The 17,097-nt window shown below is 63.7% G+C and carries 11 protein-coding genes and 1 pseudogene; 6 read left to right on the top strand and 6 right to left on the bottom strand.

Annotation, left to right across the window (positions count from 1 at the left end):
• Positions 1 to 7 precede the first annotated feature (7 nt).
• On the bottom strand, positions 8 to 1,627 hold the full coding sequence (locus ABIB35_RS17920; RefSeq protein WP_354183093.1) for a cytochrome ubiquinol oxidase subunit I: 1,620 nt from the start codon (positions 1,625 to 1,627) through the stop codon (positions 8 to 10).
• Between the two features lie 225 nt (positions 1,628 to 1,852).
• On the opposite strand from ABIB35_RS17920, the gene ABIB35_RS17915 reads away from it, so the two are divergent.
• Entirely contained in the window at positions 1,853 to 2,230 is a 378-nt protein-coding gene (locus tag ABIB35_RS17915) for a BlaI/MecI/CopY family transcriptional regulator (RefSeq protein ID WP_354183092.1), read from the top strand.
• Between the two features lie 29 nt (positions 2,231 to 2,259).
• Positions 2,260 to 3,222 carry a M48 family metalloprotease gene (locus ABIB35_RS17910; RefSeq protein ID WP_354183091.1) on the top strand — a complete coding sequence of 321 codons (963 nt, stop codon included), beginning with the start codon at positions 2,260 to 2,262 and terminating at the stop codon, positions 3,220 to 3,222.
• A 48-nt stretch (positions 3,223 to 3,270) separates the two neighbouring features.
• On the opposite strand, the gene ABIB35_RS17905 is transcribed toward ABIB35_RS17910, so the two are convergent.
• Positions 3,271 to 5,382 carry a DNA gyrase/topoisomerase IV subunit B gene (locus ABIB35_RS17905; RefSeq protein ID WP_354183090.1) on the bottom strand — a complete coding sequence of 704 codons (2,112 nt, stop codon included), beginning with the start codon at positions 5,380 to 5,382 and terminating at the stop codon, positions 3,271 to 3,273.
• Positions 5,383 to 5,635: 253 nt separating this feature from the next.
• On the opposite strand from ABIB35_RS17905, the gene ABIB35_RS17900 reads away from it, so the two are divergent.
• Complete coding sequence (locus ABIB35_RS17900; protein ID WP_354183089.1) at positions 5,636 to 5,860, top strand: DUF7455 domain-containing protein; 225 nt, start codon at positions 5,636 to 5,638, stop codon at positions 5,858 to 5,860.
• A gap of 236 nt (positions 5,861 to 6,096) precedes the next feature.
• Here ABIB35_RS17900 and ABIB35_RS17895 read toward each other — a convergent pair whose 3' ends face one another.
• The 4 genes and pseudogenes from ABIB35_RS17895 to ABIB35_RS17880 form a co-directional block, all read right to left on the bottom strand.
• The gene (locus ABIB35_RS17895) at positions 6,097 to 7,380 is read right to left on the bottom strand and encodes an RNA polymerase sigma factor (RefSeq protein WP_354183088.1); all 1,284 of its coding nucleotides are present in this window, start codon (positions 7,378 to 7,380) and stop codon (positions 6,097 to 6,099) included.
• 280 nt (positions 7,381 to 7,660) lie between these two features.
• Positions 7,661 to 9,046, bottom strand: a complete 1,386-nt coding sequence (locus ABIB35_RS17890) for a DUF4192 domain-containing protein (protein WP_354183087.1) — start codon at positions 9,044 to 9,046, stop codon at positions 7,661 to 7,663.
• A gap of 110 nt (positions 9,047 to 9,156) precedes the next feature.
• The gene (locus ABIB35_RS17885) at positions 9,157 to 10,500 is read right to left on the bottom strand and encodes an MFS transporter (RefSeq protein ID WP_354183086.1); all 1,344 of its coding nucleotides are present in this window, start codon (positions 10,498 to 10,500) and stop codon (positions 9,157 to 9,159) included.
• A 189-nt stretch (positions 10,501 to 10,689) separates the two neighbouring features.
• A pseudogene (locus ABIB35_RS17880) lies at positions 10,690 to 11,583 on the bottom strand (proteasome assembly chaperone family protein); the annotation flags it as partial.
• Positions 11,584 to 11,910: 327 nt separating this feature from the next.
• Between ABIB35_RS17880 and ABIB35_RS17875 the strand changes: the two are divergent.
• From ABIB35_RS17875 to sucB, 3 genes are all read left to right on the top strand, one after another.
• Complete coding sequence (locus tag ABIB35_RS17875) at positions 11,911 to 13,440, top strand: leucyl aminopeptidase (protein ID WP_354183084.1); 1,530 nt, start codon at positions 11,911 to 11,913, stop codon at positions 13,438 to 13,440.
• A gap of 204 nt (positions 13,441 to 13,644) precedes the next feature.
• Positions 13,645 to 15,027, top strand: a complete 1,383-nt coding sequence (lpdA, locus tag ABIB35_RS17870) for a dihydrolipoyl dehydrogenase (RefSeq protein WP_354183083.1) — start codon at positions 13,645 to 13,647, stop codon at positions 15,025 to 15,027.
• Positions 15,028 to 15,146: 119 nt separating this feature from the next.
• A complete protein-coding gene (gene sucB, locus ABIB35_RS17865; RefSeq protein ID WP_354183082.1) occupies positions 15,147 to 16,907 on the top strand; it encodes a 2-oxoglutarate dehydrogenase, E2 component, dihydrolipoamide succinyltransferase in 1,761 nt (586 codons plus the stop codon).
• The last annotated feature ends 190 nt before the right edge of the window (positions 16,908 to 17,097 follow it).

The following is a 17,097-nucleotide window of genomic DNA, read 5'->3' as shown; positions in this document are numbered from 1 at the left end:
AGATCGCTTAGTAGGCAAAGCCGAGGACATCGTCGGGCTGCTTGGTCTTTGAGTCGGTTCCGCCGTCGCCGCCGGCGGAATCCATACCGCCGGAGGAACCGCCGTCGTGCCCGTTGCTGTGCAGCAGTTCGGGCATGGCAGAGGGAACGCCGCCGCGGGTGAACTTGAACAGCAGCCGCACTTCCACCACCAGCAGCGCCAGGTACACCAGGGCAAACGAACAGAGCGAGAAGATCAGCTCGGCTCGGGACACGCCGGGTGAAACCGCAGCGGCGGTGAACATGAAGACCTGGTCAATGCCGGTGAAACTCGGGTTGGGGGCAACCACAAACGGCTGGCGGCCCATCTCGGTGAAGATCCAGCCGGCGCTGTTGGCGCCGAACGGTGCCAGGATGCCGAAGACGGCCAGACGCATCAGCCACTTGGACTGCGGGACGGTGCCCTTGCGGGTAATCCAGAGCGCCACTGCGGCTGCGGCGGCGGCAATGCCGCCGAATCCGATCATGATCCGGAAACCCCAGTAGGTCACAGCCATAACCGGCAGGTAGTCAATCTCAGTGCCGGCCTGGTCGCCGTACTTGGGGTCATCGGGAATGTGGGTGCCGTACGCGTTCTGGTACTCCGGAATCAGCGTATTGACACCCTTGACGTCGGTGTTGAAGTCGCCGTTCGCCAGGAAGGAAAGCAGGCCGGGCACCTCAATGACGGCTTTGACGTCATCACAATTCCGGGTTCCCACGTCACTAATCGAGAGGATGGAGAAGGAGGTGCCGTCGTGGCAGGCGGCCTCGGCGGCGGCCATCTTCATGGGCTGCTGCTCGAACATCAGCTTGCCCTGCAGGTCACCGGTGATGGCGGTGCCGGCAAAGGAAATCATGGCCACCACTGCGCCAATGCGCAGGGATTTGATCCACACGCTGTGGTCCGCCTTGTCTCGACCGGTCTCCGGCCGCGAGCCAACCACTACGGTGCCGTCCTCGTTGACGGTGTCAATGCCGTCACGGCGGCGCTTCCACAGGTGGTACCAGGCGATGCCCAGCAGGAAGCCGCCAGCCACGGAGAGTGCAGCCATGATCTGGTGGGGGAAGGCCGTGAGCAGGGTGTTGTTGGTCAGCACAGCCCAAATGTCATTTAGGACCGGACGGCCGTCCACCATTTCCACGCCAACGGGGTGCTGCATCCAGGAGTTCGCGGCAAGGATGAAGTAGGCGGACAGGACTGAGGCCAGGGTCGCAATCCAGATACAGGCCAGATGGATCTTCTTAGGCAGCCTGTCCCAGCCAAAGATCCACAGACCCAGGAACACGGATTCGGTGAAGAACGCCAGCAGCGATTCCAGCGCCAGCGGGGCGCCGAAGACGTCACCCACAAAGCGGCTGTACTCGCTCCAAGCCATACCAAACTGGAATTCCTGGACCAGGCCGGTGGCCACGCCCATGATGAAGTTGATGAGGAAGAGCTTTCCCCAAAACTTGGTCATCCGCAGGTACTCGGCTTTACCCGTTCGAACCCACATGGTCTGCAGTGTTGCCACCACCAGCCCTAGGCCAATGGTCAGCGGCACCATGAGGAAGTGGTACACGGTGGTGATGCCGAACTGCCAGCGGGCAATATCGAGTGCTTCCAAGGGAGGATTCCTTCAGTCGGACCAGAACTTCTACAGAGCGTAGAAACTTATTCTGCTTACGATCGTAGATCAGTTCCGAAAAGATTTCTACGTGATGTAGAACCGCTCACAAAAACCCTGTAGATTGGAGACCCGGACCTCCTCTGCTGAGGCGGTGCCGCAGCGGAGGAGAAGCTCCGGTGGCGGTTCCCGGTGATTATTTAACGGTGAAGGACAGGAACACGGATGGCTACCCTCGGCGAGTTGGAACGGGCAACGATGGACCTCCTCTGGGAGTCTCCGGAGGCGGCCACTGCAAACGAGCTGCGCGAGCAGTTGGCCCAGGCCAATCCGGCGGCCGGTGCCGGCGACGGCAAGGGGTTGGCGGTCACCACTATCCTCACGGTGCTCTCCCGGCTGGAAAAAAAGGGACTGGTGGAGCGTGAACGCAACATCCGCCCGCATCGCTACCGCGCCATCACCTCCAAGGCCGAGCACACGGCGGAACTGATGCACGAGGTTCTCGGCTCGGTAAATGACCGGGAGGCTGTGCTGGCCCGCTTCGTCGGCTCCGTGTCGTCAACCGAGGCCCAGACCCTGCGCCGTCTGCTCGGCGGTCTCTGATCCGGTAGCGGCAGCTACGTAGCGCCCCGGTGTTCTGGGCCTCATACGCTCTGGCCGCGCTGGCCCTCGTGCTGGCGTGGCCGGTTCCGATTGCCCTATCCCGCGCCAAGTGGCCCGCCCGCTCACCTTTCACGGCGATGGTGCTGTGGCAGGTGATCGCCCTGGCCGGCGGCCTGTCGATGATCGGAGCGATGCTCACCTGGGGACTTGAGCCCCTTGGCGACAACCTCGTCGACGCTTTACGCGGCCTCTGGAACATCCTGATTAACGGCGCTCCGGCCACCACACTGGGCCTGGTGCATGTGTTTGCGCTCAGCGCCGCGCTGCTGCTCAGCGCCCACCTTGTCTTTATCCTCCTGTTGACCTATTACCGGATCCAGCGGGGCCGCAGCCGCCATCGTGACATGTTGGCGCTGCTGAGCTCCCCCTCCGCCACCCGCCCCGCCACAGTGGTCATCAACCACCCCACCCCAGTGGCATATTGCCTTCCGGGTGGAGCACGTTCGGTCACCGTTCTCTCGGATGGACTGCTTGAGTTGCTCTCCGACGAAGAGCTCTCAGCCGTGCTCATCCATGAGAAGGCGCACCTGTCCCAGCATCACCATCTACTCCTCTGGGCCTTTGCGGCGTGGCGCGCCGCCCTGCCCTGGCTGCCCACCTCCCAGCTGGCCCAGCAGTCGGTCAATGAGCTCATCGAGATGCTGGCCGACAACGACGCCCTACGCACCGTGGCGCCCGAAACGCTGATCCGGGCCGTGGCGATTGTGGGCACAGGTTCGGCACCGGCGGAGGGACTGCACGCTGCAGAGTCCCGGGGCACCCTTGCGGGCAGCCCGGACGAGCAGGCCAAACTGGGCACCGTACACCGGCTGACCCGGCTGCTGACGCCCCTGCCGCCTCTGCCGGCCTGGCAGCGGGCGGCCGTGCTCATTCTCTGCGGCCTGCTCCTGGCCGTGCCCACAACGCTTCTGGTAGCCCCGGGCATCCTCTAGGGACCGGGCATACGGGGGCCCGAATACGTCCGGCACCTCTCCGCAGCCCTACGCGTCGATGCGGTCGCGGTCCAGCATGGCAGCCCCGGCAATGATGAAGTCCTTGCGCGGGGCCACATCACTGCCCATCAGCAGCTCAAAGGCGCGTTCGGCGTCGGCCGCCTGGTCAATGCGCACGCGGCGCAGCGTCCGATGGCGCGGATCCATGGTGGTTTCGGCCAGCTGGTCAGCATCCATCTCGCCCAGGCCCTTGTACCGCTGGATCGGCTCTTTGTAGTTCTTGCCATCTTTCTGCAGCTTGGCCAGAAGCTGGTGCAGCTCCTTCTCGCTGTAGGTGTAGATCATCTCGTTGGCCTTGGCGCCGTGGTTGATGACCTCCACGCGGTGCAGCGGCGGCACGGCGGCATACACGCGTCCGGCCTCAACCAGCGGCCGCATGTAGCGAAAGAACAGCGTCAGCAGCAGGGTCCGGATATGCGCACCGTCCACGTCGGCGTCCGTCATGAAGATGACCTTGCCGTACCGGGCAGCGTCCAGCTGGAAGCTGCGCCCCGATCCGGCGCCCACCACCTGGATCAGGGCGGCGCATTCCGCGTTTGAAAGCATGTCCGCCACAGAGGCCTTCTGCACGTTCAGGATTTTGCCTCGGATGGGCAGCAGCGCCTGATAATCCGAGGACCGGGCCAGCTTGGCGGTCCCCAGTGCACTGTCACCTTCGACAATAAAGAGTTCGGAGCGCTCACTGTCGTCGATCCGGCAGTCCGCAAGCTTGGCGGGCATGGTGGAGGTCTCCAGGGCATTTTTCCGCCGTTGGGTCTCTTTGTGCACGCGGGCGGAGATGCGGGACTTCATCTCCGACACAACCTTCTCCAGAAGCAGCGCCGACTGGGCCTTGTCCCCGCGGGCACTGGAGTTCAGCCGGGCGCTGATCTCCTTGTCCACCACCTTGGCAACGATGGCGCGGACGGCCGAGGTGCCCAGGATTTCCTTGGTCTGGCCTTCGAACTGCGGCTCGGCCAGCCGGACGGTGAGGACAGCCGTCAGCCCGGCAAACACATCGTCCTTTTCAATCTTGTCACTGCCGGCCTTGAGCTTGCGGGCGTTGGCTTCGATGACTTTGCGGAAAGTCTTCAACAGCGCCTGCTCAAACCCGGCCTGGTGCGTTCCACCCTTGGGCGTGGCAATGATGTTGACGAAACTGCGGATGTTCGTTTCGTAGCCGATCCCCCAGCGCAGTGCGATGTCCACCTCGCATTCACGCTCCACCTCGGCAATTTTGCTGTGGCCGGAATCATCAAGCACGGGAACGGATTCCTTGAACTTGCCGCTGCCCTGCAGGCGCCAGATGTCGGTGACCGGGGCATCCGCCGCCAGGAACTCAACAAACTCGGTGATTCCGCCGTCGTGCTGGAATACTTCCTCAACCGGGCCGGCTTCGCCGGGGGTTCCGGGCAGCCGGCGTTCGTCGCGCAGCGTGATCCGCAGGCCGGGGACGAGGAACGAGGTCTGCCGGGCCCGGGCCTGCAGTTCGGTGTAGGAGAACTTGGCATCCGGGGTGAAGATCTGACGGTCCGCCCAGTAGCGGATCCGGGTGCCGGTGACACCGCGCTTGGCTTTGCCGACCACCTCCAGTTTGGAGCTCTCCAGGAAGGGAGAAAACTTGGCTTCAGGGCTCGGAGCCTTGCCGGTGTCGGCAAAATGGCCGGGCTCGCCGCGCCGGAAGTTCATCTGGTAGGTCTTACCCGAGCGGTCCACCTGCACGTCCAGACGGGACGACAGGGCGTTGACCACGGATGCTCCCACGCCGTGCAGTCCGCCGGAAGCCGCGTAGGAGCCGCCGCCAAACTTGCCGCCGGCATGGAGCTTCGTGAAGACCACTTCCACGCCGGACAGCCCAGTCTTCGGTTCGATGTCCACCGGAATGCCGCGGCCGTCATCGTGAATCTCCACGGAGCCGTCCGGATGAAGGATGATTTTAATGCTCTGCCCGTACCCGGCAAGAGCCTCATCCACGGAGTTGTCAATGATCTCCCAGAGGCAGTGCATAAGCCCGCGCGAGTCGGTGGAGCCGATGTACATGCCGGGACGCTTCCGGACGGCTTCTAACCCTTCCAGAACGGAAAGGTGGCGGGCGTTGTACTCAGTGTTCGGGGGCGCCACGTGTTTGAAACTCCTCAGGCCTTGGGACCGTTGGCCGGCAGATCGCCGATCCAGCTGCGCGCCCGATGGGGATCGGGCTACTTCCAAGGTTAAGGCCCGCCGGTGACAGTGTGCGCCAGCGACTCAGCACCGGTGAAATACCTCACAGCCGAACGTCCAATTGGTACGCGTAGAGCGAAAGACGGGCCCGGGCGCGAAGGACCGGAGCACAAAGATGGTTATATGAAGTATCAACACCCCTAAGGAGGCTTTCATGACAGCAGCAGTAGCTACTCGTGAACTGAATACGCTGGATCGCTGCGACCGCTGCGGCGCACAGGCGTACGTACGTGCGGTACTTGAATCCTCGGGCGGGGAACTTCTCTTCTGCGGACACCATGCACGGGCCGTGGAGACCAACCTCCGCCCCCTGACTTCTGAGTGGCAGGACGAGACGTCCCGCCTCGTAAAGAAGGCAGAAGCCGTCCCGGCAGACTAGTGACGCACTGACGGCGGAACCGGACAGCCGGACGCCGCGTACAGCTTGGAAGGCTCCTCCCGCTCGGCGGGGGGAGCCTTTTCCATGCGCAGGCGGGTTTGGAGGCGGGTTTGGCAGGAAGTTCTGAGCTGGGGGAGCTTAAAGCACGACGCCCCCGTCCGCCGAAGCGAACCAGGGGCGTAGTGCTTTGACTGGCTGCGGTGTTGGGCACCGCTGATGCCTGAACCAGCCGATGCTTAGTCCAGGTAGTCGCGCAGAACCTGTGACCGGGACGGGTGGCGCAGCTTGGACATGGTCTTGGACTCGATCTGGCGGATACGCTCACGGGTTACCCCGTAGACCTTTCCGATCTCGTCCAGCGTCTTGGGCTGACCATCGGTGAGGCCGAAGCGCATAGCCACCACGCCGGCTTCACGCTCGGAGAGCGTATCCAGCACGGAGTGAAGCTGCTCCTGCAGCAGGGTGAAGCTGACTGCGTCAGCCGGAACAACGGCTTCGGAGTCCTCAATGAGGTCGCCAAACTCGGAGTCGCCGTCTTCACCCAGCGGGGTGTGCAGGGAGATCGGCTCGCGACCATACTTCTGGACTTCTACAACCTTTTCAGGTGTCATATCCAGTTCCAGTGCCAGCTCTTCGGGAGCGGGCTCGCGGCCCAGGTCCTGGAGCATCTGGCGCTGCACACGGGCGAGCTTATTGATGACCTCTACCATGTGCACCGGGATGCGGATGGTGCGGGCCTGATCAGCCATGGCGCGGGTGATGGCCTGTCGGATCCACCAGGTGGCATACGTGGAGAACTTGAAGCCCTTGGTGTAGTCGAACTTCTCGACTGCACGGATCAGGCCCAGGTTTCCTTCCTGGATAAGGTCCAGGAACAGCATGCCGCGGCCGGTGTAGCGCTTGGCCAGCGAGACCACGAGGCGGAGGTTGGCCTCCAGCAGGTGGTTCTTGGCACGCTTTCCGTCATGGACGATGAACTCCAGCTCGCGCTTGAGCTTGGGGTCCATGTTGGGATCAGCGGCGAGCTTCTCTTCGGCAAACAGGCCTGCTTCGATCCGCAGTGCGAGGTCAACTTCCTGCTCAGCATTCAGCAGGGCGACCTTGCCAATCTGCTTCAGGTAGTCCTTGACCGGATCAGCGGTAGCGCCGGCGGAAACAACCTGCTGGGCAGGTGCATCGTCATCGTCAGCGTCAGAGTAGACAAATCCGGAGCCGGTCGGCGCTGCTTCCGGAGCCTCAGCAGCATCCTCCGATTCAGCGGGCTCGGCGTCGCTGTTCGGCTCTTCCTCTTCCGCTGCTGCGGCGGCCTTAGCCGACTTTGCCGACTTGGCGGCGGTTTTGCGGCCGGCTGCAGTGGTACCTGACTTTGCGGCAGGCTTGCGCACTGCGGGCTTTCGGACGGTTTTTACCGCGGTTTTTTCGCCGGTCGCAGTTTCCACTGGAGCCGGCGTTTCGTCTACGGCAGTGCCCTTGCTTGCAGTGTCAGTCTCTTCGACTGCAGTTGTCTTTCTCGGCGACACAGAAAACCTTTCATACGGCGGGCTGTGGAATCGCCATTGGGGGCAACACCACTATGACCCTGTCAAGTCCGTGCTTGATTTCAAGCGATCCCGTTTGCAGTGATGCTCTCATGGAGAACACGCATGCTCCGGTTTCTGTTCCCTCTGCACAAACGCAAAGGAAGCAAAAGCGACACTTGATACACGAACCCGACCGGGTCTCGGTTCCCATTGTCTCATGTTTTCCTGCCGCCGCCAGCATGGGAGGTGATTCCAACGGCCCGGCGTGCGGCAACCGCCGTCAGGGCCGGGTACTACCTTGTTGCTGTTCCGACGAGCCCTTCCAGGCCGTTGCGGCCTTTTGCGCCCACACGGGAAAGAGGCCCGTCGCCAGGAGCTCTTCCAACAGTTGTGCGAGACGGTATCCGGGCAGGGTTTCCAGACAGCGCGTCAGATAGACCTGCGCCCTGGATCCCCGCCCCCTGGCCCATTCGATCCAGGCCAGCAGGCTGAGCAGGGCCGCGGTGGCTTCGTGGTCCGTCTCCTGATCAGCTGTATCTGCGGCAAGGAGTTCGGCGAAGACGGCAAAAGCTGCGTCCATGCCGCGCCACTGCGGTGTTTTACGGTACTGGCCCACCAAAACGTCACGGAAGACGTGCCCGGCATCCCCGGGTACCCGGTGCGGAGGCGACGCCGAAGCCACTGTGTGATGTTCGGGACCCGGCGGCAGCAGGGGGTCTCCGGCGTCCCTGGACAGCAGCCTGCACGCAACGGCACCGGAGAGCGCCGGCTCCCTTCCCAGGGCAGCCATGACCAGGAGGGTGTCCCGTACGGGACGGACGCGCAGACTGGCCAGCAGGAACCCGACAGCTTCGGGGTCAGCACGCAACTGCGGACAGCCGTAGTCCGCCCCGTTGGGCGCGGCGCCGGACGGGTTTGCGGAATTCTTCGGCTCCGCTAACGCCCTGGACTCCCTATACCTCCCAGCCTCGCCGCTGCCCCCTTGCCCCGTCTTTGCCACACTGGAAAAGAACTCATCCCAAACAGCCAGAGTGCCGGCAAACTGCGAATAACCGCACCACCGGCCCTCTAACCGGCGGACGTAAGCGGCACGGTGGCCCGAGGCTGCTCCGGCACCCGCCCATACCGGCGGCAGGTCCATAGCCACGGCCTCTTCCAGTGACTGGGCGAAGGCGCTGCCGCGGTACACCATTTCAGCGCTGAGGGTGCTGTTGGTGATGTCGTGAAGAGGATGGCCCGGCCAGGGGCAGCAGCTGCTGTCTTCACAGAAATACTCCCGCCATGTGGTTGCCGAAACCACCCACCCGTCCTTGATGGGCAAGCCTGCGTCTGCAAGCGATTGCCCCAGGGCCGTGACGAGCCTGCGGTACGGGGGGACCCCCGGTTCCTTCCAGGACCGCTCCGTATACAAGGCCATCAACACCCCGTTCGCAGACCGATCTGAGCGCAGGATCTCACTGACTCTGGCGGCGAAATCCGTGTAATCGAGGGCTGACGCAGGCAGGTCAAGGCGCAGGGTTGCGCCCAAGCGGGCGGAATCGACGGTCATGAGGACCAGTGACTCACGCGGGGCGAAGCCCAAGCTGTGGGGAATGAAGGCCAAGATATCCGCAGGTCCGCTGACTGGAAACGGACCCTGGCGCCTTTGGCTGCGAGAGTTCTTCATGGCTCGAGCATCCCGGCGCGGTCACACTGCGGCGAGGAGAACAGGCCCGGTTGTGGACAAAACCACCCGTACCGGCCCCGGCTAGGACCGGTGGAGGAACAGTCAACCGCCTACTGCGTGCCGGTCCGCCGGTCGCTCCGCTCCATTTGCTTGCGCTGACGTTCCCGCAGTATGGCTTCCCGCAGCGGCGGTAGGTGCAGGCCGTCGTCGGCCATTCGCGCCCGGACCTTGCCCCTAGTGCGAAGGATTCCCGCAACGCCCACCGCCATCACGGCAAACTGGACGGTCAGCGCAATGCGGAACGAATCCAGCGCATACAGGTCACCCCCGGAAAAACCGCGGGCATTAAGGATGTCCAGCACCACGCCGATCAGGTACATCGACACCAGCGAGGCAACGAATCCGCCAATGTTGACGATTCCGGTGGCGGTGCCCAGCCGGTGGCCGGGGTTGTGCGTGCGCGCAAAGTCAAAGCCGATCATGGAGCCCGGTCCGCCGATGGCCAGTACCACCACCAGCAGCGCCAGCAGCCACAGCGGCGCCGGACCCGGGTACAGCAGCACCCCCAGCCACGCAGCCGCGATGGCGGCGGCGATGAGGAGCACCATGGTGGACCGGCGCAGCGGATGGCGGCCCACCCAGGAGCCCAGCCACGGCCCGCAGATCACGGCCACCACCACAAAGAGCGTCATCAAAGCCGATGCCCAGGAGGAGTCCACGCCCTCGGCGCTGACCAGATAGGGGAAGCCCCACATCAGGACAAAAACGGTGCCGGGGAACTGAATCGTGAAGTGAGTCCACATGCCCAGCCGCGTGCCGGGCTGCCGCCAGGCTTCGGCAAGGGACGTGGCGCTCTGGCGCAGCGGCAGCAGCTCCGGGGGCTGTACCCCGGCCGGACGGTTCCGGATAAAGACCAGTGCCAGCGCCAGAACCAGGACGGACAGGGATGCCGCGGAGACAAAAGCGGTGTTCCAGCCGAAACGGTGCAAAACAAAGGCAAAGGGGACGGCACTGGCAATCTGGCCGAGCTGGCCAATGATTCCGGTCCATTGGGTCAGGACGGGAATCTGCCGGCCGGAGAACCAGGCGGGCAACAGACGCAGCACGCTGATAAACGTCAGTGCGTCCCCGGCGCCTACCAGGGACCGGCCCAGGATACCGCCGCCCACAGAGTCGGCCGTGGCCAGCTGCAGCTGCCCGGCCACCATCAGGGCGGCACCTCCGGCGATCAGCAGTCGCGGGCCAAACCGGTCCACAAGCACGCCCACGGGGATCTGAAGTCCGGCGTACACCAGCAGCTGCACCACAGTGAAGACTGAAAGAATGGACGCGGTGGCGTCGAAGCGTGCGGTGGCCTCCAACCCAGCCACACCGAACGTGGTCCGCTGGGTCACCGCCACCAGATAAGCCAGGACACTGACACCCCAGACAAGCCAGGCGCGGCGTGAATTCATCCCTGCACCGCCCGTCGGCTAATCCTTCGGGCCGGGCCCCGACTCGTGACCGGGCTGCCCGGAAGCACCGGACGGGCCGGAAGTGCCGGCGCCTTTGGAAGTGTCAGCGTTCCCACCAGTTTCTGATTCCTCCGTTGTGGCATTGTTTTCGGGCCGCAGCGCTTCAGATTCCTCTTCCGCCTGCGGGCTGGCCAAATAGGCTTCGACCGCGGCGCCCAGCTCCTCAGCGTCCGCCAGCTCGTCGTTGTCCTTCACGAGCAGTGAACGGCGCACCGTGCTGTCCGTGTATTCGTCGTAGCGTTTCTCCAGGGTAGCCACGACCCCCTTCACTTCCGCCGAGGCTTCCACCTGTTCGGCGATCTGGCGCTCCACATCTCGGCCGGCTTCGCGGAGCCGGTCGGTGGGCAGCACCAGCGAGGCAGCGGCTCCCAGATATTCCAGGCCGGCCACTGCCGCCGGCGGAAATTCGGCTTCCGCCAGGTAGTGCGGCACATGCATGGCATGCCCGACGACGTCGATCCCTGCCTCCGTAAGCCGCAGCTCCAACACATGTCCCACGGCTGCCTGGATTTGTGCGTTGGGGCGCCAGGTGCTGATACCGGCCATCAGGTCCGGGCGGTTGCCGTGAACGGTCACGCCCACGGGCCGGGTATGCGGCACCGGCATGGGGATCGAGTGGATCCAGCTCACCATCTGCACATCAAAGTGTTGAACCAGATGCACGACGGCGGCCGCGAACCGTTCCCACTGAAAGTCCGGTTCGAAGCCGGTCAGGAAGAGGAAGGGCTCCCCCAGCCCGTCCTGCAGGCGGTACAGGTTCAGCTTTGGCGGCTCATAGTCGGCCAGATGGTCCTCAGCGAACGAGATCTGGGGGCGGCGCGCGCGATAATCAATGAGCTGGTCCGAGTCGAAGGACGCCACCAGATCATGGTCAAGGGTCTCCAGCAGCTCATCGCGGATTTGGGAAACCACGTGGCCTGCCTCGGCAAAGCCGGTAAAGCCCATCAGAAGCTGCAACCCGTGCAGGCCGGCGTCGTCGGCCGCCTCCGGATTGAGATTAAACAGGGTCAGCGGATCAAGCATGTCTTCCCCTTCTGTGCTTCCAAGCGCTTGGGTCTTTCAAGGGTTGTGCGGTTCTTTTGCCTCAGCTTTACGGACGATGATCGTTCTCGAAAATCATCCAAAAGGCCTCACAGCGCGGGCTGCGCTGTTCACTCAAGGGTAAACGCCGCCGGCCCCGCGTTTCATTCCCGCCCGCGGCGGGCGAACACCGGCTTAGTAAACAGGAGCACTCCTGACAACAGACTACGATCGGTTACAAGGAGCCGCTCCGGCATCACACGGAACGCGGGAAACAACGCGGGAAACACGGCACCAACCAATATTTCGCACAAGGTAAGGATGTACTTCGTGGTCAAAACGAACGAGCCAAATCTGACGGTGGTCTCCCGGGACGTGCAGAAGGTTCCGGCCCAGGCCCTGGTGGTAGGCATCGGGCAGACACCCGGCGGTCCGGTTTTGATCGACAGCCCGCTGAGTTCCAAGGCAGCCTCCGCTCTTGCGGCTTCCCTTCCGCTGCTGGGCGTCACCGGCGCCGCTGACGAGGTCCACCGGCTGCCCGGACTGCCTGAACTCGAAGCCCAGATGCTTGTTCTTGCCGGCGTGGGCAAGGTCAGTGCCGGAGTTCCGCTGAGCTCCGAAGCGCTGCGCCGTGCGGCGGGCTCCGCGGTGCGCCAGCTGGCCGGCACCGAGACAGTAGCCCTCGCCCTGCCCGCCGCCACTGTGGCGGATGCAGCGGCCGTTGCGGAGGGAGCCCTGTTCGGCGCCTACAGCTACAGCGAACACCGCACCGATAAGGCGAAAATCAAGGATCCGGTCAGCGCCATCATTGTGATCACACCCGCTGCGGAGGACAAGGCGCTGAAGCCGGCACTGGAACGCGCCCGTATCCTGGGCCGTGCCGTGAATGCCACCCGGACCCTGGTCAACCAGCCGCCGAGCCACCTCTACCCGGAGACGTTTGCACAGGCTGCAAAGGATCTGTCCAAGCCGCTCTCGGCCAAGGTCAAGGTCACGGTGATGGACGAAAAGAAGCTTGAGCGCGACGGTTTCGGCGGTCTGATGGGTGTGGGCAAGGGTTCCTCCCGGCCGCCGCGGATGGTCAAGGTGGAGTACGCGCCGCAGCGCGCCAAGGCCAAGCTGGCCCTGGTGGGCAAGGGCATCACCTTTGATTCGGGTGGACTTTCGCTGAAGCCGGCCGCAGGCATGCAGACCATGAAGTGCGACATGGGCGGAGCCGCCGTCGTTCTGAACGCCCTGCTGGCCATCGCCGATCTGGGCCTGCCGGTCAAGGTCACAGCCTGGCTGTGCCTGGCCGAGAACATGCCCTCGGGCACTGCCCAGCGTCCCGGTGACGTCATGACCACCTACGGCGGACGCACCGTCGAGGTCCTGAACACCGACGCCGAAGGCCGCCTGGTCATGGCCGACGGCCTGGTTGCCGCTTCCGAAGAAGCACCGGACGTGCTGATCGACGTTGCCACCCTCACCGGCGCACAGATGATCGCCCTGGGTAACCGGGTATCCGCCGTCATGGGCGAGGAAGGGGTGCGCGACGCCGTCAAAGTCGCCGCGGACCGCGCCGGCGAATTGTTCTGGCCGATGCCCATCCCCGAAGAGCTGCGCGCATCCCTGGATTCCTCCGTTGCGGATATCGCCAACCACGGCGAACGGTTCGGCGGCATGATGACCGCCGCAACATTCCTGCGCGAGTTCGTCGGCGAGGTCGACGGCGTGAAAATCCCCTGGGCACACCTGGATATTGCCGGACCTGCATTCAATGAAGGCGCCCCCTACGGCTACACACCCAAGGAAGGCACCGGCGTCGCTGTCCGCACGCTGGTGGCTTACGCCGAAGATGTCGTGGCGCGCTCCGCCTAAGGAGTGCCTATAGCACCGGCCCCCTCCGGGGAGAACCGGGAACAAGTAATACGGCTGGTGTTTCTCCTTACACTTCCCGTCGGCGGGCCATCCCCGAGTGGATGCAGTCCTGCCGGCGGGATAGTGTGAGAGACGATCACAACCGCCCAAATCACTAAAACGACGCGCCCATGTGCGTCACCGATTACGCGAGGGAGCGTCCAAGTGGCCGAAAAGGCAACTGCGCAAGAATTCGACATCCTGATCCTCGGAGGAGGAAGCGGTGGCTACGCCGCTGCCCTTCGCTCCGTGGAACTGGGTTTCTCCGTAGGACTCATCGAGAAGGGGAAGCTGGGCGGCACCTGCCTGCACAACGGCTGCATCCCCACCAAGGCCCTGCTGCACTCGGCCGAAATCGCTGAGAACGCCAAGTCCGCTGCAAAGTACGGCATCAATGCCACTTTCGATTCCGTGGACATGACGGCAGTAAATGCCTACAAGGACAACATCATTGCGGGCAAGTTCCGCGGCCTGCAGGGCCTGATTAAGTCCAAGGGCATTACCGTCATCGAGGGCGAAGGCAAGCTCACCAGCGAAAAGACCATTGAGGTCAACGGCGAGACGTACACCGGCGCCAACATCATCCTGGCCACCGGCTCCTACTCCCGTTCACTGCCGGGACTGGAAATCGGCGGCAAGGTCATCACCTCCGACCAGGCCCTGAAGATGGACACCGTGCCCAAGAGCGCGATCATCCTGGGCGGCGGCGTCATCGGCGTCGAATTCGCCTCCGTCTGGAACTCCTTCGGCGTGGACGTCACCATTGTGGAGGGCCTGCCCTCCCTGGTCCCGAACGAAGACGCTGCAATCATCAAGGCGCTTGAACGCGCCTACAAGAAGCGCGGCATCAAGTTCAGCACCGGCATCTTCTTCGACAACGTTCAGCAGAACGACGACGGCGTGGTCGTTACCCTGGCGGACGGCAAGACCTACGAAGCGGACCTTTTGCTCGTCGCAGTGGGCCGCGGACCGGTCACGGCCAACCTGGGCTACGAAGAAGCGGGCCTGACCATGGACCGCGGCTTCGTCATCACCAACGACCGCCTGCACACCGGCGTAGGCAACGTCTACGCCGTAGGCGACATTGTTCCCGGCCTGCAGCTGGCCCACCGCGGCTTCCAGCAGGGCATCTTTGTTGCCGAGGAGATCGCCGGCCTCAAACCGGTCATCGTCGAAGACGCCAACATCCCCAAGGTGACCTACTGCGAACCGGAAATCGCTTCGGTGGGCCTGACCGAAAAGGCAGCCAAGGCCAAGCTCGGCGACGAAAACGTCCAGGTCCAGGAATACAACCTGGCCGGCAACGGCAAGACTTCCATCCTGGGTTCCTCCGGCCTGATCAAGATGGTCCGAGAAAAGGACGGCCCCATTGTGGGCGTTCATATGATCGGCGGCCGCATCGGCGAGCAGATCGGTGAAGCACAGCTGATCGTGAACTGGGAGGCCTACCCGGAAGACCTGGCGAGCCTGCTGCACGCCCACCCCACACAGAACGAAGCCCTTGGCGAGGCCGCCATGGCCCTCGCCGGCAAGCCTCTGCACGGCTAGAACCAAGAACCACACCCTGGTGCACCCGAGCTCACAAACACGGGTGCACTAGGCTTTCCATCACCAGCACCAGCGGTACGGCTGGTCAACAAGATCTAATAAGGAGAAACGGGGACAATATGTCTGAAACCGTGAACTTACCCGCCCTTGGTGAAAGCGTCACCGAAGGCACCGTCACCCGTTGGCTGAAGGCTGTCGGCGACAGCGTTGAGGTAGACGAGCCGCTGCTGGAAGTGTCCACCGACAAGGTTGACACCGAAATCCCTTCACCCGTGGCCGGCGTCATCGAGGAAATCCTCGTTGCTGAAGATGAGACCGCGGAAGTTGGCGAAGCGCTGGTGCGTATCGGTGACGGCTCCGGTTCCGCCGGTGCCAAGGACGACGGCGGCAGCGCCGCCAGCCAGGAAGCACCCGCTGAGGAAGCTCCGGCCGCCGAAGAGGCTCCCGCAGCTCAGGAAGCACCGAAAGCGGAAGCTCCCGCTGAGTCCGGCGACGGCGAAGGTACCGAAGTAACCCTCCCCGCCCTGGGCGAGTCCGTAACCGAAGGCACCGTCACCCGCTGGCTGAAGGCCGTGGGCGACGACGTCGAGATGGACGAGCCGCTGCTGGAGGTCTCCACCGACAAGGTTGACACCGAAATCCCCTCCCCCGTTGCCGGCAAGCTGCTGGAAGTCCGGGTGAACGAGGATGACACCGCCGAGGTTGGCGCCGTCCTGGCCGTCATCGGCTCCGGTTCTTCAGCTCCGGCCAAGGCCGAGCCGAAGGAAGCCGAGCCCGTAGCTGCCGCTCCGTCAGAAGAGCGCGAAGCTCCGGCTGCCGAGCCGAAGAAGGCTCCCGCCCCGGCCCCGAAGCAGGAAGAGAAGAAGCCTGAGCCCAAGGCTGAAGCTCCCAAGCAGGCGGCTCCCCAGCAGGACGCCCCCGCCGACTCCGAAGGTACCTACGTCACTCCGCTGGTGCGCAAGCTTGCCAACCAGCACGGTGTGGATCTCTCCACGGTGAAGGGTTCCGGCGTCGCCGGCCGCATCCGCAAGCAGGACGTCCTGGAAGCTGCCGAGGCCAAGAAGGCCGCCTCGTCGCAGCCCGCTGCCGCACCGGCGTCGTCCTCGGCATCCTCTGACGAGGCTGCGCCGGCAAAGATCAGCGACGAGAGCGCCAAGCTGCGCGGCACCACGGTTAAGGCACCGCGGATCCGCCAGACGATCGCCCGCCGCATGGTTGAATCCCTGCAGGTCTCGGCCCAGCTGACCCAGGTCCAGGAAGTGGACATGACGCGCATCGCCAAGCTGCGCGCCTCGGCTAAGAACTCCTTCCTGGAGCAGAACGGCGCAAAGCTCACCTTCCTGCCCTTCATCGCCAAGGCCGTCACCGAGGCACTGAAGCAGCACCCGAAGCTGAATGCGTCCTACGACTCGGATGCCCAGCAGATCACGTACCACGACGCCGAGCACCTCGCGATTGCCGTGGACACTGAAAAGGGCCTGCTGGTTCCCGTCATCGCGGATGCCGGCGATCTGAACATCGCCGGCCTGGCCAAGCGCATCGGCGACGTCGGTTCGCGCACCAAGGCCGGCAAGATTGGACCGGATGAGCTGTCCGGCGGAACCTTCACCATCACCAACATCGGTTCCGTTGGCGCACTGTTCGACACTCCGATCATCAACCAGCCACAGGTTGGCATCCTGGGCACCGGTGCGATCGTCAAGCGTCCCGTCGTCCTGACCGACGCCGAGGGCAATGACACCATCGCTATCCGCTCCATGATGTACCTGTCCCTGTCCTACGACCACCGCCTGGTGGACGGTGCAGATGCAGGGCGCTTCCTGCAGACGCTCAAGGCCCGCCTTGAAGAGGGCAACTTCCAGTCCGACCTGGGCCTCTAATCCCGGTCTGACTGCTGTTTGCAAAGGGCGCTTCCCCTGCGGGAAGCGCCCTTTGCGCTGACTGGAGCTCGTCCTCCCGGCGGCGGTTCCGGCTTCCCCGTTACCTTTTTCGTAGCCCTTTCCTGTTGCAGGATATGGGTGTGTTGGCCGGTCGGTTCCGGCATGGTTTTTGCCCCCAGTCATCCATGAT

It is taken from the genome of Arthrobacter sp. UYP6, from assembly GCF_040547315.1.
Classification (GTDB): domain Bacteria; phylum Actinomycetota; class Actinomycetes; order Actinomycetales; family Micrococcaceae; genus Arthrobacter_B.
This window is presented reverse-complemented; position numbering and strand designations above follow the sequence as displayed.